The organism is Streptosporangium jomthongense (genome assembly GCF_042650425.1).
Taxonomy (GTDB): Bacteria; Actinomycetota; Actinomycetes; order Streptosporangiales; family Streptosporangiaceae; genus Streptosporangium.
In genome coordinates, this window is the sequence record NZ_JBHSBC010000005.1 from 47,293 (window position 1) to 72,730 (window position 25,438).

A 25,438-nucleotide genomic window follows, 5' to 3' on the forward strand; every position below is an offset into this window, starting at 1 on the left:
ATGCGGTGACAGCCCTCACCCTCGGCGCTTTCCTGTCGCTGTCCGGCAAACACGCCCGCTTCGGACGCCAAGCCCACTGTTGGCTTCGACGAGGAGCACCCAGTCTCCAACGGAGGCGGCTCCGAAGCTTCGCCACCGGATCAGTTCATCGAGCGTTGTGTGAGAGCAGTTCTCAACCCGGGCACCGAACCGGGCCATCAGTTCCTCGGGCGTCAGGCCGTGCACGTAGGTGAAGCAGTAGGCGTCCGCCAGGTCGGGGAAGCGCTGGGAGAACCAGGAGTGGTCGTCAGGAGTTGCGATCACCCCGTCAGACTCGCAGCACCCGCCGACACAACGTGGTCGATCGTTCCTGAGATGGCAGAACGAGTGGCGAGGCCTCCGTGGGCTCGCCACTCGTGTGGTGCCTAGGCGTGGGCGGCCAGTCTCCGCGGAGTCCTCCTCCTCAGCGTCGCGACGCCCACGGCCGCCAGCCAGGTGGCGGCGATGCCGTTGAACATCGCGACCGCGCCCCAGCCGTTGGAGGCGTAGAACTCGTCGGAGTTGAAGCCGAAGAACATCGACGGCACCCCGGCCAGGTGCAGGGCGGCGATGGCGAACGACGACCAGCCGACCCAGCCGGGAAGGGCGCGGGAACGCAGCACCGCGTATCCGAAGGCGACGCCGAAGACGACCAGCATCAGATGGGTGATGGAGCCGTAGAGCAGGTAGGTGGGCACGGTGCGGGTCGGGTCGATCTCCTCGACGGCCTTGATGGCGCTGCTGCCCTCGATCCCCTTGGCGACCATGTCGACGATCGTCCACGTCACGCCCGCCGTACCGGCGACCGCGCCGAACCATTCGAACCGGGCGTCGGCCTGCGCGATCAGGGGCCGGACGCCGGCCATGAACACCAGGAACAGCGTGAGGGCGAGGAAGTTGAAGAGCGTACGGGTGAGGATCAGCCAGTCCGGCATGAGGCTGCCGGTCTCGACACCGCAGGCCGGGGGGTCACAGGTGGGGACCACGAAGTACAGGGGGAGTTCGGCCATCGCGAAAACGGCGCCGAGGACCGCGGCCAGGCCGATCCAGCGGCGCGCCACAGACGGGAACTGAATCTGTGCATGCCATGAAGTGTTCATGGCATGCACAGTAACAACAACTGTGTAAGCCGTCTACTATTTCTCTTGGATCTTCGAGAGGACGCAGGCCATGACCCCACGCAAGAGTCACGACCCCGTACCCGCCGACCTTGAGGCGCTGCCGCCGGGCCTGGCCGCGGCCTGGGGCGTGGTCGACACCGGGGGACGGCGCGGCCCCAAACCGGCGCACAGCGTCGAGAAGATCATCGCGGTGGCGACGGAGCTGGCCGACGAGGAGGGCATCGCCGCCGCCTCGCTGCCGAAGGTGGCCGCCCGGATCGGCGTGACCACCAACGCCCTGTACCGCTACGTCAGCTCCAAGGAGGAGCTCATCGTGCTCCTGGCCGACCGCGCCTGGGGCGACCCGCCCGCGCTGCCGGACGGCGACTGGCGGGAGGCGGCGGCGCTGTGGTCACGCCGGCTGTTCGAACGCTTCATCTCCCGCCCATGGCTGCTGGACGTGCCGACGACCGTCTCCCTGACCCCGCACAACGCGGCCTGGCTGAACGCGCTGATCACCGTGCTCGGATCGACCGGCATGGCGGCGCAGCAGACGCTGAACTGCGCGTATCTCCTCGACAGCCACGCCCGGTACGGTGCCAACCTGCGGCGCAACACCCCGACACCGGCCGCGTTGCGCCGGGCGAATCCCGACCAGCAACGGGCGGTGCGCGCGGTCCGCGTCTTCCTGGACGGCCAGCTCCGCTCCCGCGACCTGAACGCCGTCGCGGACGCGATGGAGGACCCGATGTTCCTCTCCGACGAACCCCCGCTCGACGGCTTCGAGTTCGGTCTCGCGAGGATTCTCGACGGCATCGAGGCATATGTGCGGCGGTGAGAATGCCGTCACGGCCGGCCTGCCGGATGGGACGCCGTCGAAGTGCGCAGGCCGTACGGCCTCCTCAGCGAACCGAGGAGGCCAGGCCGGTCAAGGGTCAGTAGTCGGCCAGGGCGTTGGGGCCCAGGAGGACCTTGAGGTCTCCGGCGAAGGCGCCGTTGGCGAGGTTGACCTTGTACTCCGGGGCGAGGCCGACGAGGACCTTGCGCCGGTTGAGCCGTTCGACCATGAACTGGACCGGGGTGTCGCCCTTGTGGGTCCGGAACATCTGCTTCAGCTCGTCGACGAGCTTCCGGTCGATCTTGCTCTCCTGGAGGGAGATGACGATCGGGTCCTTGTCGCCGGGCTGGGGGACCTTGGAGATGTCGAGGAACTCGAAGGCGACGGCGTTGAAGCTGACGCTGGCGTCCTCGCCGTTCTCCCGGATGCGGATCTTGCCGGTGCACGCGACGACGAGGTCGGGGGCGAGGTTGTCGCCGTAGAGCTGGTAGGTGGTCGGGAAACAGGGGACCTCAAGGCTGCCGTCGTGATCCTCGATCTTGAGGATGGCCCAGACGTTGCCCTGCTTGGTGACCTTCTTCTCGACGCCGGAGATGATGCCGGAGATCTTGATCTCACCGCGTTCCCGGTCGGCGTCGCCGTTGAGGACCTGCGCGATCGAGTGGGTGCGGTTCTTCTCCAGAACGCGTTCCGCGCCGTTGAGAGGGTGGTCGGAGACGTAGAGGCCGAGCATTTCGCGCTCGAAGGCGAGCTTGGTCTTCTTGTCCCACTCGTTCGGCGGGACGACGACGGCGAAGGCCGCGTCACCGTCACCGGAGTCCTCGAAGGCGCCGAACAGGGAGTCCTGTCCCATCGCCTCCTTCTTCTTGACGTCGATGACGGAGTCGATGGCCTGTTCGTGCACCATGACGAGCCCGAATCGCGGGTGGTCGAGGTCGTCGAAGGCTCCGGCCTTGATCAGTGATTCGATCGTGCGCTTGTTGCAGACCTGGACGGGGACCTTGGTCAGGAAGTCATTGAAGTCGGTGTACTTCCCGTGTTCCTTGCGGGCCGAGATGATCCCCTGGATGGGACCGTCGCCGACGTTCTGAATGGCGCCGAGGCCGAACCGGACGTCCTCGCCGACGGCGGAGAACCGGAGGTTGGACTCGTTGACCGACGGCGGCAGGACCCGGACCTTCATCCGGCGGCATTCGGCCAGGTAGATGGCCATGCGGTCCTTGTTCGTGCCGACCGAGGTCAGGAGCGCCGCCATGTACTCGGCGGGGTAGTTGGCCTTCAGATAGGCGGTCCAGTAGGAGACGAGTCCGTACCCGGCGGTGTGGGACTTGTTGAAGCCGTAGGAGCTGAAGGGTTCGAGGACGTCCCAGACGGCCTTGGCGTGTTCCTCGGTGAAACCCTTACTGATCATGCCGGAGGAGAACGTGGCCCACTGTTTGTCCATCTCCTCCTTCTTCTTCTTGCCCATCGCGCGCCGGAGGATGTCGGCGCCGCCGAGGGTGTAGCCGGCGAGCTGCTGGGCGATGGCCATGACCTGCTCCTGGTAGACCACCAGGTGGTAGGTGTTGCCGAGGATCGGCTCCAGGGCGTCCTTGAGGTCGGGGTGGATCGGCTCGACCTTCTGCGTCCCCGCCTTGCGCAGCGCGTAGTTGACGTGCGCGTTCGCGCCCATGGGTCCGGGACGTCCCAGCGCGAGGATCGACGAGACGTCCTCGAACTCCGTGGGGGCGATCAGCTTGGTGAGGTCGCGCATCATGGACGAGTCGAGCTGGAACACGCCCAGCGTCCACCCGGCGGCCAGCAGCTCGTAGGCCTTCTTGTCGTCCAGCGGCACCTTGAGCATGTCGAGTTCGATGCCGCGGTTGGCCTTGATGTTCTCGACCGCGTCCCCGAGCACGGTGAGGTTGCGCAGGCCCAGGAAGTCCATCTTGAGCGCGCCCATGCTCTCGCTGGACGGCCCGTCGAAGCCGGTGATGCGGGCGCCGTCGTCCTGCCGCATGAAGATCGGCATGACGTCGACCAGCGGCTGGGACGACAGGATGACGCCGGCGGCGTGGACACCGGTGCCCCGGGTCAGCCCCTCAAGGCCGAGCGCGGTCTCGATGACCTTCTTGACGTCGGCGTCCTCCTCGTACAGCTTGCGGAGTTCGCTGGCCTCGGCGTATCGAGGGTGGTCCTTGTCGAAGATGCCGCTGAGCGGGATCTCCTTGCCCATGACGGCGGGCGGGAACGCCTTGGTGATCTTCTCGCCGACGGCGAAGGGGTAGCCCAGGACGCGCCCCGCGTCCTTCACGGCCGCCTTCGACTTGATCGTCATGTAGGTGATGATCAGCGAGACGTTGTCCTCGCCGTACCGCTCCGTGACATAGCGGATCATGTCACCGCGCCGACGCTCGTCGAAGTCCAGGTCGACGTCGGGCATCGAGATTCGTTCGGGGTTGAGGAACCGCTCGAACAGCAGCTGGTGCTCGATGGGGTCGAGTTCGGTGATGCCGGTGACGTAGGCGACCATCGACCCGGTGGCCGAACCTCGTCCGGGGCCGACCCAGATGCCGTTGTCGCGGGCGTACTGGCAGATGTCGGCGACGACGAGGAAGTAGCCGGGGAAGCCCATCGTCTCGATCACGCCGAGCTCGTACTCGATGCGTTCGAGGACCTCGGCGGGGACCGGGTCCCCGAACCGGCGCACGGCGCCGCGGGCGCACTCCTTGCGCAGCCAGCTCATCTCCGTCTCCCCTTCGGGGACGGGGAACTTGGCGGCGAGGTCCCGGTGGGCGAACACCTCTTCGTAGGACTCGACCCGTTCGGCGATCAGCAGGGTGTTGTCGCAGCCCTGCCTCCACAGCTCGTCGTGGTCGAGGCCGCGCATCTCCTCGGCGGAGCGGATGTAGTAACCGGCTCCGGAGAAGCGGAAACGGTCGGGCGCGTCGATCTGGGAGTTGGTGCCGACGCACAGCAGCGCGTCGTGGGCGGTCGCCTGGTCCTCGGTGACGTAGTGGGAGTCGTTGGTGACCAGCGGCGGGATGTTGAGTATCCTGCCGATCTCCAGAAGCTGGTCGCGGACGCAGGTCTCGATGAGGATCTTCCCGTGGTCCATCAGCTCCAGGAAGTAGTTCTCCTTGCCGAAGATCTCCTGGTACTTCGCCGCGTGCTCCAGCGCCTTGTCGAACTGGCCCAGCCGCAGCCGTGTCTGGACCGCGCCGGACGGACAGCCGGTCGTCGCGATGATCCCCTCGTGGTACTGGTCGAACAGCTCGTCGTCCATGCGGGGGTACTTCTTCATGTGGCCTTCGAGCGAGGCCAGCGAAGAGATCTTGAAGAGATTCTTCAGGCCCTGGGCGTTGTAGGCCCACATCGTCTTGTGCAGGTAGGTGCCTGACGCCGACACGTCACCGCCGACCCCACGCTGTTCGTCGAACTTGCGCTGGTGCGGCTCTCCCCAGAAGACGGGCTTCTTGTGGAAGCGGGACTCGGGGCTCACGTAGCCCTCGATCCCGATGATCGGCTTGATCCCGGCGCCGGTGACCTTCTTGTTGAACTCGTAGCTGCCGAACAGGTTGCCGTGGTCGCTCATCGCGATGGCGGGCATGCCGAGCTGACCGACCCGATCGGCCATCTTCCCGATCTTCGCCGCGCCGTCCAGCATGGAGTACTCAGTGTGAACATGCAGGTGCACGAACGAATCAGCCACGGTTGATCTTGGCCTTTCGGGGTCGAGCGGTCGGTGCCCCAACCTTATCGACGCGGCTCAGTGGGTGACCCTTGTTACTCCCGGAAGCGCATGATCGACTTGTATGTCCGGCCCCGCCCTTCCATGAGCCCCGGTATGCCCATACGACATGGAGGTCTTGCGCGTGTTGGGACCACCTCGCAGAGTGAGGACCAGACCGCCCGCCCTAAGGCAAGGAGCCCCCATGATTCCCGATCTGACCGGCGCCGAGTTCCACAAGAGCAGTCTCAGCGGCACCCACGACGACTGTGTCGAGGTCGCCGTGAACCTCCCCGGCCTGGTGGCCGTCCGCGACAGCAAAGATCCCTCCGGCCCGGCCCTGGCCTTCGGTGTCTCCGGATGGGACGCCTTCATAGGCCACGTGAAAATTGGAACGTTCGATTTCTGATCGGCGACAACGTCTTCGCCGGGTTCCGGCCGAACAGCGGGCCGTACCCCGGGCCACCGTGGACCGCTGTGAACCACAGTGGGCCACCGCGGACCGCTGTGAACCACAGTGGGCCACCGTGGACCACTGCGGGCCACCGTGGGCGCCCCCGCGTACCACGATGGCCCGGCCCTCCCGGGCACCGGCTACGTCAGCGACTCGGCCGGGGCCACGATCGACGGGCCGCCGGTCTCCTCGGGGGCCCGGCCGAGCTGCCTGATCGGCCTGATCAGCAGGAGCGCCGCCGCCACGCCCAGCGTCACCAGGGCGGACCCCATGATGAAGGTGCGCGGTTCGATCAGCGTGGTGACCGGACCGGCGATCGCCTGCCCGACCGCCATGCCCGAGACCGACCCGGCCACCTGGTAGGCGTTGACCCGGTTCATCACGTCCGGTGCGACCTTCGTCTGGACGCTGGTCGACCACATCACCGACCAGAACGCCATCGCGACCCCGCCGATCAGGTGCCCGGCCATCAGCATCGGCAGCGGCAGTCCGAGCGCGACCGACAGGGGCGCGGCCATGTAGCCGCTCAGTGCCGTCGCCCCGGCGGCCAGCGGCTTGGCCGGCCTGAGCCTGATCGCCACCAGCCCGCCCAGTACGGTGCCGAGGCCGAGCGCCGCCATCACCCAGCCGTAGTCGGCCCCGATGACCTGCGACGACAGCGGCACGTACGGCCCGATCACCAGAACGCCCCAGAAGACCCAGACCAGGATGGTCGACCACATCCAGTTCATGGCCCTGAACTCCTCCCAGCCCCTGCGCAGGTCGCCCAGCACGTTGGAGGGGCCCGGCTTGGGGACGGTGACCCGGATCATCAGCAGGGCCACCCCGCTGACGAGGAAGGTCGCGGCGTCGACCGTGTAGACGAAGACCGGGCCGGTGGCGACGATGAGGACTCCGGCCAGCGCGGGACCCGCCAGCTGGGTGATCGCCTCGGCGATCTTCAGTGTCGCGTTGGCCCGTTGCGGGTCCTTCGCGACCAGGGGGACCATGCCGTTGATGCACGGTTCGAACGTCCCGGCGCCGATGCCCGAGAAGAACGCCATCGTCAGCAGCAGGGCGAGCGGCGGGGCGCCGTCCAGGAAGGCGACGGCCACGCATCCCTGGGTGACGACCCTGAGCGCGTCCGCGCCGATCATCAGGCGCCGGGCGCCGATCCGGTCGGCGAAGACCCCGCCGAACAGCATGACCAGCACGGCTGACGTGGTCCAGATCGCGAGCGTGTAGCCGACACCCGCGATCCCGTAGACTTCTCCGACCGCCAGCGCCGAGGCGACGGGCATCATCGCGTCGCCGAGCAGTGAGATCGTACGGGCTCCGAAATAGAGGCTGAAGTTCCTCGTCCACATAAATCCTCATTCTGAGTTTCTCCAACCCAGGGCGCCGGTGTCCCGAATGACATCATTGGGTACATTTGAGCCATGTCCCTGGACTGCCCGGAACCACCCCCGGCCTCTCTCAGCCCGCACCGTGTGGTCGCCCTGGTCGCTCCGAAGCAGGAGCTCTACCCGGTCACCTCCGCCTCGGCCGTCTTCGGCTACCACGGCTCGGCGATCCCCCAGCACTACAGCTTCAGCCTGTGCGCCGAGCACCCCGGCTCCCTGCCCACCACCCTCGGCGTCCCCATCCAGGTCGACAGCGGGCTGGAGGCCGTCGACGACGCCAAGACCGTGATCATCGCGGGCTGGAGCTGGGCTCTCACCCCCTCGCCCGCCGTACTCGGCGCGGTGTCCCAGGCCCACGCACGAGGCGCCCGCATCGTCGCCGTCGGCTCCGGGATCTTCGTCCCCGCCACCCTGGGGCTCCTGGACGGCCGCCGGGCCTCCGTCCACTGGGAACTCTCCCGCGAACTCGCCGCCCGCCACCCCCGCATCATCCTCGACGACACCATCATCTACGTCGACCACGGCGACGTCGCCACCGCCGGAGCCTCGGCCGCCACCCTCGACCTCTGTCTCCACCAGGTCCTCCAGGAGTACGGCGCCGCCCACGCCATGCGCATCGGCCGTCAGCTCGCCGCCGGTCCGCACCGCGAGGGCTGCCAGCGGCAGTACCCTCCCCTGCCGACCACCGGCCCCATGCCGGCTCCCCTGGCGCCCCTGCTCGAATGGCTGCTCTCGCGCCTGCACGACCCGATCACCGTCGAGGACATGGCCGCCTACTCGGGCGTCTCCCCCCGGACCCTCACCCGGCAGTTCGCCGACCAGCTCGGCGTCCCCCCGGCCCGCTGGCTGCTGGAACGCCGCCTGGCCGCAACCCGCGCCCTGCTTGAGGAGACCGACCTGCCCGTCGAGACCATCGCCACCCGCGTCGGCCTCTCCTCGGCGGTCAACCTCCGCCGCCGTTTCCACAGCGCCCTGCGAACCACCCCTGCCGCCTACCGCCGTTCCTTCCGCTGACGCCGTACGGCGCGGACCAGGACGCGCGGTGGCCGGTGCGCCAACGGGAGAGCGTCGTCCAAGAAGCCCTCGGGCGGCAGCGGGCCGGTAAGCGGCACGTTGGAGGTCGTTCATCCGGGCGACGGCCTGTCGTAGGGCGCCGTCCTTATGGTGATGGTTCATGACAGCGGGTTTCGAGGACTTCGACCGGTTCCTGGAGGAGGCCCGCCGGGCGCTCGACGCGGCTGACCGGCCGCCGTCCGAGGACGAGCCCCCGGGTGGGAGGGGAACGGCCGCGGACGGGCGGATCGTCGCCGAGGTCTCGCCGGACGGCCTGCTCAGCTCGCTGAGGGCCGACCCCCGGGTCATGCGGATGGGCCTGCAGGAGCTGTGCGACCAGGTCGTGCACGCCGTCAACGCCGCGCTCAACGACCTGCGCTCGAACCTCGACGCCCGTCACAGGGCGGTGGACGTGACGGGGCTGACGGAGACGCTGGGCACCGTCCAGGAGGAGTCGATGCGGAAGATGAACCTCTTCGTGGAGGAGATCGGCGAGCTGGCCCGCCGGATCGAGGGACGCGGATGAAGCCCCTTGAGGTCCGCTCACCCAGCCTCCGTACGGCGTCCGGCGGACTCGGCGGCGTGGGCGGAGATCTGGCCGCCCAGGGGCGCGGCCTCGGGTCCTCGACGGCCGCGTTCGGTTCCGGGCCCGTCGGCGGGCTGCTGGGCGACCTCCTAGGCCGGACGCTCGGCGCGATCACCGAGTCGCTGGAGTCGGTCGTGGCCGACCTGGGCGACGCCGGGCAGGCGCTCGGCCGGATGGACGCCGGCTACCGGCGGGCGGAGAGCCTCAGCGAGGAGGCCGTCAGCCAGGCCTCGCGTGGGGGTTCTCCAGCCAGTCCCCCACCGTCACATCGCCCTTACGGGACACCTGGTACGGCCTGGCCCGCATGACGTACTCCGGGGAGACCCCACCGGGGAAGACGACCTCGTCGTAGCTGGAGTTCGGCAGGCGGAGACCGGTGCCGCCGGGGGTTCGGATGTCGTACACCCAGCCCTGGCGACCGTATTCGTGCCACTGGAGATGGATCCTGTCGGAGTAGCTGGTGCTGACGTAGGCGGTCTGGCGTGAACTCGGGTCCAGGTGCTCGACGTATCCGTTCAGGTCGGTGTTGTGCGGGTTCTTCGGCCGGAAGCCCTCGGAGAAGATCTCGTCGGGATGCCGGGTGTCCGACCGGTAGACGGGTTCGCTGTCCCGCCGCCACACCGGCCGGGTGCTGTTACGGAAGGGCGAGCCTCGGAAGCCGGGACGCGGCCGGATCGCCGAGATGTTCACCTCGCGGTTGGCCGCCGCCCTGAGCGGGTCCCAGTCCGCGGGCCGGCCACGCAGCCGGCCCACGCCGGTGCGCAGCAGCGCCATGGCGCGCCTCATCGGTTCGACCACGCCGCGCGAGAGGAAGCGGACGATGTCGTCCAGCAGCGTGCGCAGGGCTCGACGGGTCCTGGCGACGGCCGCGGGCAGCGTCGTCGGCGAGGCCACGGCTCGGGCCGCGACGACCACCAGCGCGACGAGCTGGGCGATCACCCCCAGCTTCCACAGCAGCGTGGCCACGGCCGCCGTCAGGAGGGCCAGGCCCACCAGCTCGGCGGCGTCGGCCAGCCGGTTCGCCCGGTCGGCGGGCGCGTTCTCCGCCATCCACGAGCGGTAGGCGTCCACACCGTCGCCGGTGTTGTCCCGCCACACCTGGCTCGCGTACGCGTCGGTGTCGCGGACCGAGCCCCGCAACCGGGCGGCCATCGCCGTGTACCGCGTGCCCTCCGCGTGCAGGAGGTCCTCGTCGAACCCCTCCGGCCACGCCGCCACACCGGTCCAGGCGAGCGGGGCCGCCAGCGCCTGCGGTAACTGGAGGGACATCGACGCTCAGCGGTCGTTCGGGTTGCGGACGCCCGACGGGCCCTCCGCGCCGTTCCGCCGGGAGCCGACCGCCCCGTCCGGGTCGAAGGACGCGTCGATCGCGACGACCGACCTTCTGGCCTCCGAACGCGCCTCGGCACGCACACGGTCAGCGATCAGGGATGATTCGGGCCTCTCGGACATCGCGTGGAGCCTACTGGATCGGCCGTCCATGATCCACGCCACCGGAGACCACCGGAACACCGGTGCGACGACGCCCGCCGCCCCTCTCGTACGGACCGCCACCACCCCCGAACCGGCCCGTTCGACCCTTCCCGAACGGGCCTTTCACCCTGACGGGACGCGGCCGGGCCGGCCGGTGAGCGATGCGGTGGACGAGCCGAATCCGGGGAGGGAAGGCCACCCGAGACTGGCCGTCTCGATGGGAGACGTTCACTCCGGCGTTGCCCCGCAGCCGGACACCGGTCACGGTGACGGCGGCTCCTCGGGCGTTTGGAAGGCTCCTTCCCCGCCTGGGCCGTGGTTCCGAAGGGAAGGGCCGGGTCAGCGCAGGGGGCGGAAGAAGGTCCTGATGTCCTCCGTCAGAAGGTCGGGGGCCTCCATGGCGGCGAAGTGGCCGCCTCTGGAGAACTCCGACCAGTGCACGACGTTGTGCTCGCGCTCCGCGATCCGTCTGACCCCCGCGTCGCCTGGGAAGACCGCCACCCCGTGGGGCAGCGCCGAGTGCTCGGCCGCCGCGCCCCAGCTCTTCTGCTCCTCCTTGTAGAGGCGGGCGGCCGAGGCCGCGGTCCCGGTGAACCAGTAGACGCTCACGTCGGTGAGCAACTGGTCGACGTCCACCGCGTCCTCGGGGAGTTCGTGGGCCGGGTCGGTCCACTCCTTGAACTTCTCCACGATCCACGTCAGCTGCGCCGCGGGTGAGTCGTGCAGCCCGAAGGCGAGGGTCTGCGGCCGGGTCGCCTGGATGATCGCGTAACCGGCCTGGTCCTGGTTCTGGTACTGGCCGAGACGGGCGAGTTCCTCAGGGGTGAGGCCCACGAACTCGGCCGGGTCGCCGGTCGGGAAGCCGAGCGCGCCGTTGACGTGCACGCCGACGACGTTCTCCGGCGCGGTACGGCCCAGCATCGGCGAGATGACCGCGCCGCTGTCGCCGCCCTGCGCGCCGTAGCGCCGGTAGCCGAGCCGGCCCATCAGCTCCGCCCAGGCCCGCGCGACGCGCCGCAGGTCCCAGCCGGTCTCGGTGGTCGGGCCGGAGAAGCCGAAGCCGGGGATGGACGGGGCCACGACGTGGAAGGCGTCGGACCGGGCGCCGCCGTACGACACCGGGTCGGTCAGCGGGCCGATGATCTTCATGAACTCGGCGACCGAGCCCGGCCAGCCGTGCGTGATGATCAGCGGAAGAGCGTCGGGTTCGGGTGAGCGGGCGTGCAGGAAGTGGATGTTCTGCCCGTCGATCTCCGTCGTGAACTGCGGGAACGCGTTCAGCCGCGCCTCGGCGGCACGCCAGTCGAAACCGGTGCGCCAGTAGTCGGCCAGCTTGCGCGCGTAGGCGACGGGAACCCCGTACGACCAGCCCACACCGGGCAGTTCGTCCGGCCAGCGGGTCGCCGCGAGCCGACCGCGCAGGTCGTCCAGCCGGGTCTGCGGGATGTCGATCCGGAACGGGTGGATCCGCAGGTCGTTGTTCATGTCCCTCACCGTAGGCAGCGGCTAGGACAGCTTCGGTCCTAGGCTGGACGTCATGTTGGAGACATCGGCACGGCTGTTGCGGTTGCTTTCGTTGTTGCAGACCCCCAGGGACTGGTCGGGCACCGAACTGGCCGTACGGCTCGGCGTCTCATCCCGCACGGTCCGCCGCGATGTCGAACGCCTCCGCGACCTCGGATACGTCGTGCACGCCACCGCGGGCGCCCCCGGCTACCGGCTCGGGGCGGGGGCCGGGCTTCCGCCGCTGCTGCTCGACGACGAGGAGGCGGTCGCGGTCGCCATCGGGCTCGGCACCGCCGCCGTCTCCGGGGTGACGGGCATCGAGGAGACCTCCGTCCGCGCCCTGGCCAAGCTGGAACAGGTTCTTCCCGCCCGGCTGAGGAACCGCGTCGGCGACCTGCGGTCGGTCACGGTCCCGCTGACGGACCGGGCCTCCGCCGTGGACCCGGCCACGCTCACCGCGATCGCCGCCGCCGTCCGTGCCCGGGAGAGCCTGCGATTCGACTACCGCTCCCACGACGGCACCGAGGACCGTCGTGCGGCCGAGCCGTACCGGCTGGTCAACTCGGGGCGCCGGTGGTATCTGGTGGCGTGGGACACCGGCCGGGGCGACTGGCGCACGTTCCGCATCGACCGGCTGCGGCTGCGCACCCCGAACGGGCCGCGTTTCACGCCCCGCGAGCCGCCCGGCACCGACCTCGTCCAGTACGTCGCGGAACGGATCTCCGTCAATCCGTACCGCTACCGCGGCCGGTTCACGGTGCACGCCCCGGCCGACGTCATCGCCGCCCGGATGCCGCCGACGATCGCGGTGGTCGAGCCGACCGGTGACGACACGTGTGTCCTCAGCACCGGGTCGAACTCCCTGGACGAGCTGGCCATGTGGGTCGCGGGGCTCGGTGTCCCCTTCGAGGTGCACGACCCTCCCGAACTCGTCCGGCACATCCACGCCCTCGCCGCCCGCCTCAGTGAGGCGACCCGGTACGGCCCCCGGCCGCAGGCGGTGTCAAAGGATCAAGCAGAATCGCCGTCATGAGTCTGAGCCTTGACGCAACAGGCCATCCGGCACGATGGCCGGGATATGCCACCGCCTTCTGGGGATTCGCCTTCGCCGTCCCGAGTTTCTGCTGGGCGCTCGGTATCGGCCTGGCGGGGGCCTCGACCACGCTCTCACCCCAGCTGGTCGAATTGGCCGCGAGGCAGGACTCCGGCTTCATCACGGCGTTGTGGGTGACGGGTGTGCTCAAGGTCGTCGGCGCGGTGCTGGGCCTGGCGCTCATCCGCCGTCGTCCCTGGGGGCACGGCATGAACCTTCTCCTGCAACTGATGGCGTGGGGCGCGGGGGTCCTGCTCATCTGCCATGGCGCGGGATTCGTCGTGAACGGAATTCTCGTCGAGACGAACGTCGTCGGCATCGATCCCGAGCTGCGGTCGGTCAGCCGCTGGTACACCTACCTGTGGGGACCGTGGTTCGTGGCCGGAGGGGTCGCCTTCCTCCTCGCCGCACGAGCCCACCTGCGCGGAGTCGCCGAACGCCGGAACGCCGTGATCGCGGGGATCATCGGCGGTCTCGGCGCGCTGGCGATCTCCGTCATGCTCCTGATATGGGGCCTGGGATAGTCCCGTTCCCTTGACGAACATGCCCGGCCCGGCAATGGCGATGACCGTCACCGGGCAACGATTCAACGACCGCGCCCTCGCGGGCGACCGACCCTCACACCCCGAGGGACCGTACGGCCCGCATGACACCCTTTCTGTCGTAGCCGCCGGTGGGGAGGGTGGCGCTGTGGACGTGCCGGATGACGCCGTGGACGTCGACGAGCAGGCTGCCCGACCGCTGCATCGCGCCGAAGACCCTCCTGTCGAGGCCGACCATCTCGTGGGGGGTGCCGCCGCGGGCGGTGAGCACGGGGAACGGAACACGCTGCCTGGCCTTCCAGGTGGCCGCCCGCTGCCTGCTCTCGGGGACCGCGATGAGGACGCGGACGTTCTCGGCCTCCAGGTCGTCGCCGCTCCTGACGAGGTCCTGGACGTTCCTGTTGCAGACGGGGCACGAGGTGGAGCGCACGAAGTAGAGCAGCACGGCGTGCTCGCCCCGGTAGTCGGACAGGCGGACGGTGTCGCCCACGGTGTCTTCGAGCACCATCTCCGGGGCGGGCGATCCGGTTTCGAGCATGGTGGAACTTCCCTTCGAACGTTCGGGGTCTTCAGGAGTCACGGCCTCAGGCTGGTCCGGAGGGCGGTACGGGCTCGGTGCAGGTGGGACTTCATCGCCGGGGTGCTCAGGCCGAGCGAGGTGGCGACCGTACGCCCCGGGTAGCCCAGCACGTCCCGCATGATCAGGACACGGCGCTGGACGTCGGGCAGCTCCTGGATCGCCTGCGCGAGCAGGCCGGCCTCCAGCCGCCGGAGGACCTCCTCCTCGGCGGACGCGGCCAGACCCGCCCCGGCCTCCTCGCCGTGGTGGTCGAGCAGCCGCCGGGCGCGGCGCACGCACTCGTTCCTGACGATCCTGAACATCCAGGACGCCAGCGCCGCCGAGGCCCGCAACGAGCCGATCTTGCGGAACAGGACGATCAACGCCTCCTGCGCCGCGTCCTCGGCGTCCTGCGGGGACGCGCACAGGTGCTCGGCGAACCGCCGTACATGCGGGTGGGCGCCGTAGACCACCGCGGCGATCGACTCCACGTCACCGCCCTGGGCGGCCTCGATGAGCTGCTCGCTCGCCCAACCACCGTCCACCTGGAACCCCCTTCCGGAAAAGGCCGTCCCCCATAAGAGGCTCCGACGTCCGAAAAGGATTCGCGAAACTGATGGGATGAACCAACTTCGGGAGATCGTGGGTCTGGTCGGCGACGTGTTGGGCTCCGGGGTCGTCGGCGGTTACCTCCACGGCTCCGCGGTGCTCGGCGGCCTCAGACCGGCCAGTGACCTCGACGTTCTCGTCGTCTCCCGGCGGAGCATGGACGACCGGGAGCGTGGCGCGCTCCTGCGGGGGCTGCTCGGCCTCTCGGGTTTCACCGCCGGGCTCCGGCCGGTCGAACTCACCGTCGTCGTCCAGTCAGAGGTCCGCCCGTGGCGTTTCCCGCCGACCGGCGACTTCCTGTACGGCGAGTGGCTGCGTGCGGAGTTCACGGCCGGTACGGTTCCCCGGCCGGAGCCGATGCCGGACCTGGCCCTGTTGGTCACCATGGTCCTGGCCGGTGACCGCCCGCTGACCGGCCCGCCACCGGCGCGGGTCCTCGACCCCGTCCCCCACGCGGACCTGGTCAGGGCGAGCCTGGCGGGCCTGCCCGGTCTGCTGGCGGAGCTGGAAACCGACACCCGCAACGTCGTGCTGACCCTCGCCCGGGTCTGGAGCACGCTCACCACCGGTGAGATCAGGCCGAAGGACACCGCCGCGGACTGGGCTCTGCCCCGCCTCCCGCCGTCTCACCGTCGCGTCCTGGAGCACGCCAGGAACCTCTATCTCGGCCACCGCTACTCCGAGGAGACCTGGCCGGAGGGCCTGAGAACCCAGGCGGGGCCGTACGCGGAAGAAGTGCTCGCCGAGATCGACCGGCTTTCTCCCCGCCCGAACTCACCGTGAGGACCGGGCCGTGCAGAAATCGTCAACAACGACTACCGGAGGCGTCAACGACATCCCGGTCGCATATCGGCAAAATGATTCTCCGTACGGCATGCGACATGGGTGAAAAAAGGGAGTGACACGGGTGAGAAAGCGAAGGGTTCTGGCCGCCACGGTGATGGCGGTGTCCACGATGACCACCGTGGTCACCGCGACACCGGCGCAGGCCAAGGCGATGGACTGGGACAACTGCCCGGAGGGTTATGTATGCCTTTACGGCGACACCTACGGCAGAGGCCGTTACAGCAACACGCCGGGAACCGACAAAGCCAATGTCGGCGCATTCATCAACGACCTGACGAGTTCCATCTGGAACCGCACCAATGACGCTGTGTGTTTCTACGAGCACACGAACTGGGGCGGTAGGACCCTGATAGGCGTCGGGCCCGGAGAATGGGTGGACAACGTCGGGGCCGCCGCCAACGACAAGATCTCCTCATATCGCGGAAATGTGTGGTGCAGCTGGTGACGACGACTCACGGCCAACGCACTTCGGGGGTGCGTTCCACGAACCGCGCGTACCGCTCGAACGCCCGCTCGACCTCCGCCCGGTCGCTTCGGTGGAGTGGGGTGAGCGGCAGGACGGCGACCCGCACCTGGTTCTTCACGAGGGTGCGTTTCCAGGTGGCCACGACCCGGCCTGCGCGGACCACGGTGGCCTGGAAGACCCCGTTGTTACCGGGGATGATGGCCGCCTTGTGCTCGTCGGCGACCATGAGCGAACGGTCCTTGTAGCCCAGGAGGTATTCGTCGAAGCCCGGCAGCACGAGCACCTCGTCGTCACCGGCCGGGGTGGGGGCCGTGTCGAGGAGCGCGGCGTCGGCATATGTCTCCACCCCGTCGACGGTCACCCTGGCCAGCGCGTCACCGGCCACGGCGATGCCGCGTTTGGCGTCGGCCGCGGTCAGGCCGGTCCAGCCCGCGAAGTCCTGCCTGGTGGTCGGCCCCCGGCCACGGAAGTAACGCAGGGCGACGGTGCCCAGCGCCTCGTCGCGCTCGGGCCGGTGCGGGTCGGGAACCCACTCGTCGAGCAGCACGAAGCTCTGCTCGTTGCCGATGTTGGGGGCGATGCACAGCACGCCCCGCTGGCTGGCGTACCACAGCAGGTGGTAGCCACGCTGGCCACCGGTGTCGATGCCCTTGTCCTCCAGCACGGCCAGGCACTCCGACCGGCTCAGCCGTCCGCCCCCGGCCAGGGCCGAACCCAGCACCTCCATGGCCTGGACGGCGGTCTCCTCCGAGAGGCCGAGTTGCTCGCGCCGCCTCGCCGCGCCGTTCAGCACCCGGACGCCCATCAGCTCGACCATCCAGCGGGCGTCGCGGGGCGGGACGAAGTGGATGGTGCCGCGCATCGGCCACGTGCGCAGCGCCTCACGCCGCTCCAGCGCGGCGGTGACGTCGGTGACGGTGTGCTCGGGCAGCCGCGCGCCGAACGACCACAGCCCGCTGGCCAGGTCTTGAGCCTGCATCGCTCCGAGCCAGGTCACCACCTCGGCCACGGTCGTCGCCCGCGCCGCGCCGCCGGACGACGCGCGGAGCAACAGGCTGGACAGCCGCAGGCCGAGCGCCTGCCGAGGGGTGAGTTCCACCCGATCACCGTAGCCTTCGCCACCGACAATCCCGCCACCACACCGTCAGCGCGGGACACGGCCGAGGTAGCGGAGCAGGTCGTCGACGACCGGGGTGGCGGAGGGTCCGCCTACGGCCTCGACCACGGGGCCGTAGGCCCCCCACTGGCGCAGCGGTTCGACGATCTCCCGCGCGGCGGCGAGAAGGTGGCCCGCGAGCTCGTCGTCGAGCGGGGACGGCCTGCCCGTGGCGATCGCGATGTCCCACGCGTGCACGGCGGCGTCGAGCGCGCACATCACCGCGGCGACCGGGGTGGGCAGCTCACCGTGCGGCAGCGGCGTCGGGACGCTCTCGCTGTCGTCGGGCACCGCCGCCCACGCCGCGCCGGTCCTCTCGACGGCGTCCCCCACCAGCTCCGCCGCGGTGCCGTCGACGGCTCCTGAGGGCGTGAAGGGGTCGTAGGCCGGACCGTCTCCGACGCCGAGCATCTTCGCGTAGGCGAGCTGGTCGCCCGCGGCGTGCTGGATCACCTGGGTGACCGTCCACTCCGCGCACGGAGTCGCGTTGTCCCATTCGCCGTCCCGCACACCCGCGACGCTGTTCTCCAGCGCCCGGTACGAGGCGGCCAGCACCTCACGCCAGACGGGCCGCAGGGAGGTGACGGTGACGTTCATGATCTTGCCCTTCGGTCTCTTCCTTGCCTGTGACATCAGCCTATGGGCCCATTAGGCTAGTTTTATGCCTAATTACTGCCGGGGGTGAGGGATCAATGGCTTCGACGACGGCCCGGGTGCTGCGCCTGCTGTCCCTGCTGCAGGACCGGTCCCACACGGGCCGTGAACTCGCCGAGCGCCTCGGTGTCGCCGAACGCACGCTGCGGCAGGACGTCCAGCGCCTTCGCGAACTCGGCTACCCGGTGCACGCCACACGCGGGGCGGTCGGCGGATACCGGCTCGGACAGGGTGCGAAGATGCCTCCGTTGCTGCTCGACGACGACGAGGCGGTGGCCGTCGCGCTGGCCGTCGGCCTGGCCGAGGACGGATCGACCGGGATCGAGGACATCGACGCCAGCCTCACCCGGGCGCTCGCCAAGCTCCAGCAGATCCTGCCGAGACACCTGCAGCGCAAGGTGACCGCCCTGCGTTCCGCCACCGCGGTCGGGCCCGCCACGGTCGGCTCCCGCGAGCCGGACGCCCCGGTGCCCGCCGCCATCCTCACCGTCGTCGCGGCCGCGATCCGTGACGGCGTGACCCTGCTGGCGACCCGCGACGGCACCGAGACCGAGGTGGAGCCCTACCGCCTGATCAGCTGGCGCCGCCGCTGGTTCCTGGTCGCCTACGACCTCGGCGCGCACGCCTGGCGGGCGTTGCCCGTCGCCGGCCTGGCCCGTGTCCGGTCCGCGTCCCGCCACTTCGCCGCCCGTTCCCTGCCCGACGACGACCTCGTCGCCTTCGTCCTGCGCGAGGTCGCGCGGACCGGCTGGAAGGTCCACGCCCGTGTCACCGTCCTGGCCCCCGCCGAGACCGTGATCGCCCGCATCAACCCGGCCGTCGGCATCGTCGAGGCCGTCGACGCCCACACCAGCGTCCTCGTCACCGGTGCCGACGCCCTGGAGACCATCGCCGTCTACCTCAGCATGCTGATGATGGACTTCCGCGTCGACGGGCCACCCGAACTCGTCACCCACATCCGCACCCTCGCCCGCCGCTACGCCGAAGCCCTACCAGGCGACGGCGAAGCCTCATAGGCTCTGGTGCCCGTGGCCGAATCCTCCTCATACCTCGACACGACGGCGAACGCCTACGACGCCGTCGCCGTCCTCTACACCGAACTCACCAGGAACTACCTCGACCCCCTTCCGCTCGACCGCGCGGTGCTCGCCGTGTTCGCCGAGCTCGTACGGGACGCCGGCCCCGTCGCCGAGCTGGGATGCGGTCCGGGGCGGACGTCCGCGCACCTGCGAGACCTGGGGGTGGACGTCTTCGGCGTCGACCTGTCACCGGTGATGATCGACATCGCCCGTGAGGCGTATCCGGACATGCGGTTCGAGGTCGGTTCCATGGACGCCCTGGCCCTGGCCGACGACGAGCTGCGGGGCGTCCTGTCGTGGTACTCGATCATCCACGTCCCGCCCAGGGAGGTGCCCGCGTACTTCGCCGAGTTCCGGCGGGTGCTCGCGCCCGGTGGGCACCTGCTGCTCGGCTTCTTCGAGTCGGAGGGCGATCCGGTCACACCGTTCGACCACAAGGTGACGACGGCCTACCGATGGCCGATCGACGACCTCGCGAAACTGGCCACCGACGCCGGATTCCTCGAAATAGGCCGAATGCTCCGCGAACCCCTCGAAGGCGAACGATTCCGCCGGGGCCATCTGTTGATGCACTAGTCACCTTAGAAAAAGACTTAAGGCCATATTTCGGGATTCGAGGCATGGGGCTGCCGGCTCAGCCCAGGTCGTTCACACCGCCACGGCCGAGATACGCCCTGCGCGGACACGGTTCCTACCGGGTCAGAACCGTATCCGCGAACTCTAGGGGCGCAGCACGGCCTCGGCGCCGCCGTCGGCGTAGAGGATCTGCCCGGTCATGAACGCGTTGCCGGGGCTCACCGTCCAGGCGAGCAGCGAGGCGACGGCCTCGACGGGGCCGGGGAAGCCCAGTGGCTGCGGCATCAGGGCCTCTATCAGCTCCCTGGCGGCCGGGTCGTCGATGACGAACCTCCTGGCGGTCTCGGTGTCCACGACGCCCGGGGCGACGGCGTTGAGCGGGATACCGGCGCCCGCCCAGTCGGGACCGACCGCGGCGCGGCGCAACCACCGGTTGAGCGCCAGCTTGCTCGACGTGTAGACGGTCTGGCCGTTCCCGGCCTCGACGATCTTGGCCGCCTCCTCGGCCGCGGCCTCCTCGTCCAGCGACAGGCAGGCCTCGACCAGGCCCTCGTCCGCCGCGACGATGGCGCCCAGCGAGGAGACGACGACGGCGCGGGGCCGTTCCGAGCGGGCCAGGAACGGCCGGACCGCGTCGAGTGTGGCGAGGGTGCCGAAGAAGTTCACCCGTACGGGGGCCGGGCTCAGGTCGCCGACCCCGGCCACGGCCACCAGGCCGTGCACGGTGCCACCGGAGGCGGCGGCGACGCCTTCGGCCAGCCGCTCCCGGCCTTCCCGCGTGCTCAGGTCGGCGAGCACGTCGGCGTCGTTCAGGTCACAGCGGATCACCCGATCGCCTCCGGCGGCGAGGAGGTCGGCTGTGACGGCGCCGATGCCGGAGGCGGCGCCTGTGACTACGTAGGTACGCGGTTCGTTCTTCACGTGATCACGGTAAACACATATTCACGTTGTCGGAGCAACTAGAACGGCCGAGGCTCCGTTGCCGCCTTCGTGAAACCGGAAACCCCGCCCGGTCACGGCCATCGCGAAAAGGACTCACGCCGCTTATTCAAAAACCACACCCGGGGGTCAGGCGCCTCGGCCAAAGGAACGACATGGGCGATCACCCGGGAAAGCCGGGACCCCGGGCCAGGCCTTTCGAGACACCGGCCGACCCGCGCCCCGACAACGACTCCTGACATCGGCGTCCTCCGCCCCCGAGAAACGCCGAAGCCTCCGAGAAACGCCGAAGCCCCCGCCAGGAAGACAGGGGCTTCGGTGCGGAAAGATCAGCGGAGGATGAGGGCCATCGCTTCCGCGCGGGTCTTGTCGCTGCTGCGGAAGTCGCCGCGGACCGCCGAGGTGATCGTCTTCGCCCCGGGCTTGCGGACACCGCGCATGGTCATGCACAGGTGTTCGCACTCGATGACGACGATGACGCCCCTGGGCTCCAGCACGTTCATGAGCGCGTCGGCGATCTGGGAGGTCATCCGCTCCTGCACCTGGGGGCGCCGGGCGTAGACGTCGACGAGGCGGGCGAGCTTGGACAGGCCGGTGACCTGCCCCTTCTCGTTGGGGATGTAGCCGATGTGGGCGACACCGTGGAACGGGACCAGGTGGTGCTCGCAGGTCGAGTAGACCTCGATGTCCCTGACGAGCACCATCTCGTCGTGGTCGACGTCGAAGACCGTGGTCAGGACGTCCTCGGGGGTCTGCCCGAGCCCGGCGAACTGCTCCGCGTAGGCTCGCGCGACCCGTGCCGGGGTGTCCCGGAGGCCGTCACGGTCGGGGTCCTCTCCGATGGCGTAGAGGATCTCGCGGACGGCCTTCTCCAGCCTTTCGGAGTCGACCTTGAGGGGATTGACGCTCACACTCAGTTCCCGTCCCTGGGGACCACAGAGTCGGTGTGCCCGGTGCCCGCGGGGAGCGCTCCGTTACCCGACTGCTCCTTCGGGGTCAGGATAGGCGGCCGGTTGGAGGGCAGCCGCTTGCCGTACCCCGAATAGGAGGGGCGCTTCTCCTTGACCACGACGGGCGCGAAGATCTGCAGCACCTGCTCGCGGGAGAGGGTCTCCTTCTCCATGAGTTCGAGCACCAGGTTGTCGAGCACGTCACGGTACTCGACGAGGATCTCCCACGCCTGGTCGTGCGCGGATTCGATGAGGCGGCGGACCTCCTCGTCGATCGCGGAGGCGATCTTCTCGGAGTAGTCGCGCTCGTGACCCATCTCACGTCCGAGGAAGACCTCGGCGTTGCCCGCGCCGAACTTACGGGCGCCGAGCTGCTCGCTCATGCCGTACTCGGTGACCATGCGGCGGGCGATGGAGGTGGCCTTCTCGATGTCGTTGGAGGCGCCGGTGGTGGGCTCGTGGAAGACGAGCTCCTCAGCCGTGCGGCCACCGAGCAGCATCGCGAGCTGGTCCATCATCTCGGAGCGGGTCGCCAGGAACTTGTCCTCCATGGGCAGCGTCATCGTGTAACCGAGGGCGCGTCCACGGGACAAGATCGTGATCTTGTGGACCGGGTCGGAGTTGGGCAGCGCGTGCGCGACCAGGGCGTGTCCACCCTCGTGGTACGCGATGATCTTCTTCTCCTGGTCCGACATGACGCGCGACTTGCGCTCGGGACCGGCCATCACGCGGTCGATGGACTCCTCAAGGGTCTCCATCGTGATGAGCTTCTGGTCGGCGCGGGCGGTGAGCAGCGCGGCCTCGTTGATCACGTTGGCCAGGTCGGCACCGGTGAAGCCGGGCGTCCGGCGGGCGATGACGTCGAGGTCGACGCCCTCGGCGAACGGCTTGCCCCTGCCGTGCACCTTGAGGATGCCCTTGCGGCCCTCAAGGTCGGGGCGGTCGACGGTGACCTGGCGGTCGAAACGCCCCGGGCGCAGCAGCGCCGGGTCGAGGATGTCGGGCCGGTTGGTCGCGGCGATCAGGATGACGCCGCCCTTGACGTCGAAGCCGTCCATCTCGACGAGGAGCTGGTTCAGCGTCTGCTCGCGCTCGTCGTGACCGCCGCCGAGACCGGCGCCACGGTGACGACCGACCGCGTCGATCTCGTCGATGAAGATGATGGCCGGGGCGTTCGCCTTGGCCTGCTCGAACAGGTCGCGCACCCGGGAGGCGCCGACACCGACGAACATCTCGACGAAGTCGGAACCGGAGATCGAGTAGAACGGGACCCCGGCCTCACCGGCGACCGCCCTGGCGAGCAGGGTCTTACCGGTTCCGGGCGGGCCGTAAAGCAGGACGCCCTTGGGGATCTTGGCGCCGATGGCCTGGAACTTGGCGGGGGCCTGGAGGAACTCCTTGATCTCCTGGAGCTCCTCGATGGCCTCGTCCGCGCCCGCGACGTCGGCGAAGGTGGTCTTGGGGGTGTCCTTGGTGATGAGCTTGGCCTTCGACTTGCCGAAGTTCATCACCCGGGAGCCGCCGCCCTGCATCTGGTTCATGATGAACAGGAAGAACAGCACGACGAAGACGATCGGCAGGAAGCTCATCAGCAGGCCGAGAAGGAAGTTGTCCCTCGGCACGTCGACGGTGTAGCCCTTTGCGAGCTTCCCGGCGTCCTTGGCGGCCTGGAGCTGGCCGGTGAGCTGGACACCCTGGCCGGTCACCCACGAGGAGTAGTAGCGCTTACCGTCGGTCAGAGTGACCTCGATGCGCTGGTCCTTGTCGATGACCTTCGCATTGGAGATCTTGCCCTCGTTGATCCAGCTGACGATCTGTGAGGTGTCGGCCTTGTCGATGCTGCCGTCGCTGTTCCACATCGTGGTGACGAGCAGGAGCAGCACGACGATGCCCAGGATCCACAGCAGTGGCCCACGTGTAAATCGCTTGAGATCCATCCGATGCGGAACCCCGGCGGGCCCGTCCCTTCCTGACCATGGCCTGGCAACCCCGGACGGAGCCCGGGGCTCGCGGTCTCCCTAACCGCTCCAACTGACGACCAAGAGTTGGCGGGCGAAGCCGCCCTCTTGATCGTCCGAAGGTACACCGGTGTGCCGCACGGAGTAACCGCCCGGACAGCACCGGCTTTGCCCTACCAACGTACGTCAGGTGGGCGTGTGTTCCCCTCCCCTATGGCGAATGTCGTACGCAGGAGGGGCAGACTTCGCCCAGGGCGTACTTTTTCAGCTGGCCCCATACACATGGGGCGCGAGGGTCCCAATGAAGGGAAGATTGCGGTATCGCTCTGCGTAGTCGAGGCCGTAACCGATCACGAACTCGTTCGGAATGTCGAATCCGATGTATTTCACGTCGAGCGGCACCTTGACCGCGTCCGGCTTGCGCAGAGCCGCGCAGATCTCCACCGAGGCGGGGTTTCGGGACTTCAGGTTGTGCACCAGCCACGAAAGGGTCAGGCCGGAGTCGATGATGTCCTCGACGACCAGCACGTGCCGCCCGGCGATGTCGGTGTCCAGGTCCTTGAGAACCCGGACCACGCCCGAGGTCTTGGTGCCCGCGCCGTAGGAGGAGACCGCCATCCAGTCCATCTGGACCGGCAGGTGGAGTGCTCTCGCCAGGTCGGCCATGACCATGACCGCGCCCTTGAGCACGCCCACGATCAGCAGGTCCCCTCCCGCGTAGTCCTCGTCGATGCGGCCCGCCAGCTCCTTGATCTTTGCCTGGAGCTCTTCTTCGGTGATGAGGACCCTTTCGAGGTCCTTGCCCATGTCGGCTGCGTCCACCTGGGATTTTTCCTTACGAGATGGGGCTTGCTGGGTGTCTGGCGAACACCAGGGTGCCATACCGGCGCACCACCCCAATCCCTCCGGGGACCTCTACGCGGCGCTGCCCCCGCCACGCGGTGACCAGGCGGTCCACCTGGAGGACGTGGGCGGCGGCGAGCGTCCCCGGCGGCGATCCGGCCTCGATCGCCGCCCTGCGCAGCACCCGGCGCCGCACCGCGGAGGGCAGATCCACCACCTCCCGTACGGCAAGCACCACCGCCCCGGGTTCGTCCGCGATATCGCTAAGAGCTGAATCGCCCGCGCCCCGGGCGACCGCCTCCGCGTACGCCCGTCCGGCCCAGCCGTCAAGGGCGTCGGCGTCGTCCCGGCACAGGTCGGCGGTCCTGGCGAGCGCCTCGGCGACGCCGGGCCCCAGTTCGTCCTCAAGGGCGGGCAGCAACCGGGTCCTGACCCTGACCCGGGTGTAGCGGGGATCGCGGTTGTGCGGGTCCTCCCAGGGGCTCAGCCCCATCCCCGCGCAGGCGGCCGCGGTCGTCCGCCTGCCCAGCCCGAGCAGCGGCCTCAGGTACAGCCCCGCCCGCGCCGGCATCCCGGCCAGTGAGCGGGTGCCGCTCCCCCTGGCCAGGCCGAGCAGGACGGTCTCCGCCTGGTCGTCCCTGGTGTGTCCGAGGAGCACGGCCGCCGCCCCGAGGCGCTCTGCGGCCTCGGACAGCGCGGCGTATCTCGCCTGCCTGGCCGCCGCCTCCGGCCCCCCTTCCGTCCCGACGCGGACACGCACCGCCTCAGCCGGGTCGAGACACAGCGAGGGGGCGAGCCGTACGAGGTCGCGGGCGCGGTCGTCGGAGCCGGGCTGCAGGTCGTGGTCGACGGTGAGCAGTCCGGCGCGCAGCCCCGCGCGGGGGGCGACGAAACCGGTCGCCGCGGCCAGCGCCAGGGAGTCGGCGCCGCCGCTGCACGCGACCAGCACGAGAGAGCCCGGCGCCGTGCCGTCCAGCGCGAGCCGTACGGCCCGGCGGACGTCGGCGACGGCGGGAGGCGGACCCATGCCCGCCATTGTCCGCCCTGTG

General features: G+C 69.3%; 27 protein-coding genes. 11 read left to right on the forward strand and 16 right to left on the reverse strand.

Annotated features, from left to right (window positions below; all coding sequences use genetic code 11):
- Window positions 1–15: 15 nt before the first annotated feature.
- Together ACFOYY_RS07675 and ACFOYY_RS07680 are read right to left on the reverse strand one after the other, a co-directional pair.
- A complete protein-coding gene (locus ACFOYY_RS07675; protein ID WP_386188892.1) occupies window positions 16–393 on the reverse strand; it encodes a DUF6461 domain-containing protein in 378 nt (125 codons plus the stop codon).
- An 11-nt stretch (window positions 394–404) separates the two neighbouring features.
- Window positions 405–1,079, reverse strand: coding sequence for a hypothetical protein (locus ACFOYY_RS07680; protein ID WP_386188894.1), 675 nt, complete (start codon window positions 1,077–1,079; stop codon window positions 405–407).
- Between the two features lie 109 nt (window positions 1,080–1,188).
- On the opposite strand from ACFOYY_RS07680, the gene ACFOYY_RS07685 reads away from it, so the two are divergent.
- Window positions 1,189–1,956, forward strand: coding sequence for a TetR/AcrR family transcriptional regulator (locus tag ACFOYY_RS07685; RefSeq protein WP_352014760.1), 768 nt, complete (start codon window positions 1,189–1,191; stop codon window positions 1,954–1,956).
- A 97-nt stretch (window positions 1,957–2,053) separates the two neighbouring features.
- Here the strand turns inward: ACFOYY_RS07685 and dnaE are convergent, their stop codons facing one another.
- The gene (gene dnaE / locus ACFOYY_RS07690; RefSeq protein WP_386188896.1) at window positions 2,054–5,647 is read right to left on the reverse strand and encodes a DNA polymerase III subunit alpha; all 3,594 of its coding nucleotides are present in this window, start codon (window positions 5,645–5,647) and stop codon (window positions 2,054–2,056) included.
- Window positions 5,648–5,870: 223 nt separating this feature from the next.
- Between dnaE and ACFOYY_RS07695 the strand changes: the two genes are divergently transcribed.
- Window positions 5,871–6,074 (forward strand): DUF397 domain-containing protein, encoded by a 204-nt coding sequence (locus tag ACFOYY_RS07695; protein WP_352014762.1) that lies wholly within the window; start codon window positions 5,871–5,873, stop codon window positions 6,072–6,074.
- A gap of 185 nt (window positions 6,075–6,259) precedes the next feature.
- Here ACFOYY_RS07695 and ACFOYY_RS07700 read toward each other — a convergent pair whose 3' ends face one another.
- Window positions 6,260–7,465, reverse strand: coding sequence for an MFS transporter (locus tag ACFOYY_RS07700; RefSeq protein ID WP_362780944.1), 1,206 nt, complete (start codon window positions 7,463–7,465; stop codon window positions 6,260–6,262).
- A gap of 72 nt (window positions 7,466–7,537) precedes the next feature.
- Here ACFOYY_RS07700 and ACFOYY_RS07705 point away from each other — a divergent pair, with 72 nt between their 5' ends.
- The 3 genes from ACFOYY_RS07705 to ACFOYY_RS07715 all read left to right on the forward strand — a co-directional run bounded on the left by ACFOYY_RS07705 (window position 7,538) and on the right by ACFOYY_RS07715 (window position 9,448).
- Window positions 7,538–8,515, forward strand: a complete 978-nt coding sequence (locus ACFOYY_RS07705; RefSeq protein ID WP_386188899.1) for a GlxA family transcriptional regulator — start codon at window positions 7,538–7,540, stop codon at window positions 8,513–8,515.
- Window positions 8,516–8,675: 160 nt separating this feature from the next.
- Window positions 8,676–9,080, forward strand: a complete 405-nt coding sequence (locus ACFOYY_RS07710; RefSeq protein ID WP_386188901.1) for a YbaB/EbfC family DNA-binding protein — start codon at window positions 8,676–8,678, stop codon at window positions 9,078–9,080.
- The gene (locus ACFOYY_RS07715; RefSeq protein ID WP_386188903.1) at window positions 9,077–9,448 is read left to right on the forward strand and encodes a hypothetical protein; all 372 of its coding nucleotides are present in this window, start codon (window positions 9,077–9,079) and stop codon (window positions 9,446–9,448) included. The genes ACFOYY_RS07710 and ACFOYY_RS07715 overlap by 4 nt, the downstream gene beginning before the upstream one ends.
- Here ACFOYY_RS07715 and ACFOYY_RS07720 read toward each other — a convergent pair.
- The 3 genes from ACFOYY_RS07720 to ACFOYY_RS07730 all read right to left on the reverse strand — a co-directional run bounded on the left by ACFOYY_RS07720 (window position 9,360) and on the right by ACFOYY_RS07730 (window position 12,098).
- Window positions 9,360–10,409, reverse strand: coding sequence for a scabin-related ADP-ribosyltransferase (locus ACFOYY_RS07720; protein ID WP_386188905.1), 1,050 nt, complete (start codon window positions 10,407–10,409; stop codon window positions 9,360–9,362). The two genes, ACFOYY_RS07715 and ACFOYY_RS07720, sit on opposite strands and share 89 nt — an antisense overlap.
- 6 nt (window positions 10,410–10,415) lie before the next feature.
- Complete coding sequence (locus ACFOYY_RS07725) at window positions 10,416–10,592, reverse strand: hypothetical protein (protein WP_386188907.1); 177 nt, start codon at window positions 10,590–10,592, stop codon at window positions 10,416–10,418.
- A 360-nt stretch (window positions 10,593–10,952) separates the two neighbouring features.
- Window positions 10,953–12,098 (reverse strand): epoxide hydrolase family protein, encoded by a 1,146-nt coding sequence (locus tag ACFOYY_RS07730; RefSeq protein ID WP_386188909.1) that lies wholly within the window; start codon window positions 12,096–12,098, stop codon window positions 10,953–10,955.
- A 52-nt stretch (window positions 12,099–12,150) separates the two neighbouring features.
- On the opposite strand from ACFOYY_RS07730, the gene ACFOYY_RS07735 reads away from it, so the two are divergent.
- Window positions 12,151–13,152: a helix-turn-helix transcriptional regulator gene (locus ACFOYY_RS07735; protein ID WP_386188911.1), complete on the forward strand. Its 1,002-nt coding sequence runs from the start codon at window positions 12,151–12,153 to the stop codon at window positions 13,150–13,152.
- Window positions 13,149–13,736 (forward strand): DUF3995 domain-containing protein, encoded by a 588-nt coding sequence (locus ACFOYY_RS07740; RefSeq protein ID WP_386188913.1) that lies wholly within the window; start codon window positions 13,149–13,151, stop codon window positions 13,734–13,736. Before ACFOYY_RS07735 ends, ACFOYY_RS07740 begins: the two co-directional genes overlap by 4 nt.
- Before the next feature lie 94 nt (window positions 13,737–13,830).
- On the opposite strand, the gene ACFOYY_RS07745 is transcribed toward ACFOYY_RS07740, so the two are convergent.
- The gene (locus ACFOYY_RS07745) at window positions 13,831–14,292 is read right to left on the reverse strand and encodes a peroxiredoxin family protein (RefSeq protein WP_386188915.1); all 462 of its coding nucleotides are present in this window, start codon (window positions 14,290–14,292) and stop codon (window positions 13,831–13,833) included.
- A 38-nt stretch (window positions 14,293–14,330) separates the two neighbouring features.
- Window positions 14,331–14,858, reverse strand: coding sequence for an RNA polymerase sigma factor (locus tag ACFOYY_RS07750; protein WP_362911148.1), 528 nt, complete (start codon window positions 14,856–14,858; stop codon window positions 14,331–14,333).
- Window positions 14,859–14,934: 76 nt separating this feature from the next.
- On the opposite strand from ACFOYY_RS07750, the gene ACFOYY_RS07755 reads away from it, so the two are divergent.
- Window positions 14,935–15,705, forward strand: coding sequence for an aminoglycoside adenylyltransferase family protein (locus tag ACFOYY_RS07755; RefSeq protein WP_362780925.1), 771 nt, complete (start codon window positions 14,935–14,937; stop codon window positions 15,703–15,705).
- A gap of 124 nt (window positions 15,706–15,829) precedes the next feature.
- The gene (locus ACFOYY_RS07760; RefSeq protein ID WP_352014775.1) at window positions 15,830–16,213 is read left to right on the forward strand and encodes a peptidase inhibitor family I36 protein; all 384 of its coding nucleotides are present in this window, start codon (window positions 15,830–15,832) and stop codon (window positions 16,211–16,213) included.
- A gap of 7 nt (window positions 16,214–16,220) precedes the next feature.
- Here ACFOYY_RS07760 and ACFOYY_RS07765 read toward each other — a convergent pair whose 3' ends face one another.
- Window positions 16,221–17,333 carry a winged helix DNA-binding domain-containing protein gene (locus ACFOYY_RS07765; protein ID WP_386188918.1) on the reverse strand — a complete coding sequence of 371 codons (1,113 nt, stop codon included), beginning with the start codon at window positions 17,331–17,333 and terminating at the stop codon, window positions 16,221–16,223.
- Window positions 17,334–17,378: 45 nt separating this feature from the next.
- Window positions 17,379–17,987 carry a TIGR03086 family metal-binding protein gene (locus ACFOYY_RS07770; RefSeq protein ID WP_362780920.1) on the reverse strand — a complete coding sequence of 203 codons (609 nt, stop codon included), beginning with the start codon at window positions 17,985–17,987 and terminating at the stop codon, window positions 17,379–17,381.
- Between the two features lie 95 nt (window positions 17,988–18,082).
- Here ACFOYY_RS07770 and ACFOYY_RS07775 point away from each other — a divergent pair, with 95 nt between their 5' ends.
- Both ACFOYY_RS07775 and ACFOYY_RS07780 read left to right on the forward strand, forming a co-directional pair.
- Window positions 18,083–19,060, forward strand: coding sequence for a helix-turn-helix transcriptional regulator (locus tag ACFOYY_RS07775; RefSeq protein ID WP_386188920.1), 978 nt, complete (start codon window positions 18,083–18,085; stop codon window positions 19,058–19,060).
- Window positions 19,061–19,066: 6 nt separating this feature from the next.
- Window positions 19,067–19,699: a class I SAM-dependent methyltransferase gene (locus tag ACFOYY_RS07780; protein ID WP_386188922.1), complete on the forward strand. Its 633-nt coding sequence runs from the start codon at window positions 19,067–19,069 to the stop codon at window positions 19,697–19,699.
- Window positions 19,700–19,843: 144 nt separating this feature from the next.
- On the opposite strand, the gene ACFOYY_RS07785 is transcribed toward ACFOYY_RS07780, so the two are convergent.
- The 5 genes from ACFOYY_RS07785 to tilS form a co-directional block, all read right to left on the reverse strand.
- The gene (locus ACFOYY_RS07785) at window positions 19,844–20,620 is read right to left on the reverse strand and encodes an SDR family oxidoreductase (RefSeq protein WP_352014779.1); all 777 of its coding nucleotides are present in this window, start codon (window positions 20,618–20,620) and stop codon (window positions 19,844–19,846) included.
- A gap of 347 nt (window positions 20,621–20,967) precedes the next feature.
- Window positions 20,968–21,549, reverse strand: a complete 582-nt coding sequence (gene folE, locus ACFOYY_RS07790; protein WP_352014780.1) for a GTP cyclohydrolase I FolE — start codon at window positions 21,547–21,549, stop codon at window positions 20,968–20,970.
- A 2-nt stretch (window positions 21,550–21,551) separates the two neighbouring features.
- The gene (ftsH, locus tag ACFOYY_RS07795; protein ID WP_386188924.1) at window positions 21,552–23,525 is read right to left on the reverse strand and encodes an ATP-dependent zinc metalloprotease FtsH; all 1,974 of its coding nucleotides are present in this window, start codon (window positions 23,523–23,525) and stop codon (window positions 21,552–21,554) included.
- 285 nt (window positions 23,526–23,810) lie between these two features.
- Window positions 23,811–24,368 carry a hypoxanthine phosphoribosyltransferase gene (gene hpt, locus ACFOYY_RS07800; protein WP_352014782.1) on the reverse strand — a complete coding sequence of 186 codons (558 nt, stop codon included), beginning with the start codon at window positions 24,366–24,368 and terminating at the stop codon, window positions 23,811–23,813.
- A 13-nt stretch (window positions 24,369–24,381) separates the two neighbouring features.
- Window positions 24,382–25,425, reverse strand: a complete 1,044-nt coding sequence (gene tilS, locus ACFOYY_RS07805) for a tRNA lysidine(34) synthetase TilS (protein ID WP_449343611.1) — start codon at window positions 25,423–25,425, stop codon at window positions 24,382–24,384.
- Between the last annotated feature and the right edge of the window lie 13 nt (window positions 25,426–25,438).

Coding starts and splice junctions, on each gene's coding strand:
- ACFOYY_RS07685 (WP_352014760.1), top strand. CDS start 1,189: ATGACCCCACGCAAGAGTCACGACCCCGTACCCGCCGACCTTGAGGCG.
- ACFOYY_RS07695 (WP_352014762.1), top strand. CDS start 5,871: ATGATTCCCGATCTGACCGGCGCCGAGTTCCACAAGAGCAGTCTCAGC.
- ACFOYY_RS07700 (WP_362780944.1), bottom strand. CDS start 7,465: ATGTGGACGAGGAACTTCAGCCTCTATTTCGGAGCCCGTACGATCTCA.
- ACFOYY_RS07705 (WP_386188899.1), top strand. CDS start 7,538: ATGTCCCTGGACTGCCCGGAACCACCCCCGGCCTCTCTCAGCCCGCAC.
- ACFOYY_RS07710 (WP_386188901.1), top strand. CDS start 8,676: ATGACAGCGGGTTTCGAGGACTTCGACCGGTTCCTGGAGGAGGCCCGC.
- ACFOYY_RS07715 (WP_386188903.1), top strand. CDS start 9,077: ATGAAGCCCCTTGAGGTCCGCTCACCCAGCCTCCGTACGGCGTCCGGC.
- ACFOYY_RS07720 (WP_386188905.1), bottom strand. CDS start 10,409: ATGTCCCTCCAGTTACCGCAGGCGCTGGCGGCCCCGCTCGCCTGGACC.
- ACFOYY_RS07725 (WP_386188907.1), bottom strand. CDS start 10,592: ATGTCCGAGAGGCCCGAATCATCCCTGATCGCTGACCGTGTGCGTGCC.
- ACFOYY_RS07730 (WP_386188909.1), bottom strand. CDS start 12,098: ATGAACAACGACCTGCGGATCCACCCGTTCCGGATCGACATCCCGCAG.
- ACFOYY_RS07735 (WP_386188911.1), top strand. CDS start 12,151: ATGTTGGAGACATCGGCACGGCTGTTGCGGTTGCTTTCGTTGTTGCAG.
- ACFOYY_RS07740 (WP_386188913.1), top strand. CDS start 13,149: ATGAGTCTGAGCCTTGACGCAACAGGCCATCCGGCACGATGGCCGGGA.
- ACFOYY_RS07745 (WP_386188915.1), bottom strand. CDS start 14,292: ATGCTCGAAACCGGATCGCCCGCCCCGGAGATGGTGCTCGAAGACACC.
- ACFOYY_RS07755 (WP_362780925.1), top strand. CDS start 14,935: ATGAACCAACTTCGGGAGATCGTGGGTCTGGTCGGCGACGTGTTGGGC.
- ACFOYY_RS07770 (WP_362780920.1), bottom strand. CDS start 17,987: ATGAACGTCACCGTCACCTCCCTGCGGCCCGTCTGGCGTGAGGTGCTG.
- ACFOYY_RS07775 (WP_386188920.1), top strand. CDS start 18,083: ATGGCTTCGACGACGGCCCGGGTGCTGCGCCTGCTGTCCCTGCTGCAG.
- ftsH (WP_386188924.1), bottom strand. CDS start 23,525: ATGGATCTCAAGCGATTTACACGTGGGCCACTGCTGTGGATCCTGGGC.
- tilS (WP_449343611.1), bottom strand. CDS start 25,425: ATGGCGGGCATGGGTCCGCCTCCCGCCGTCGCCGACGTCCGCCGGGCC.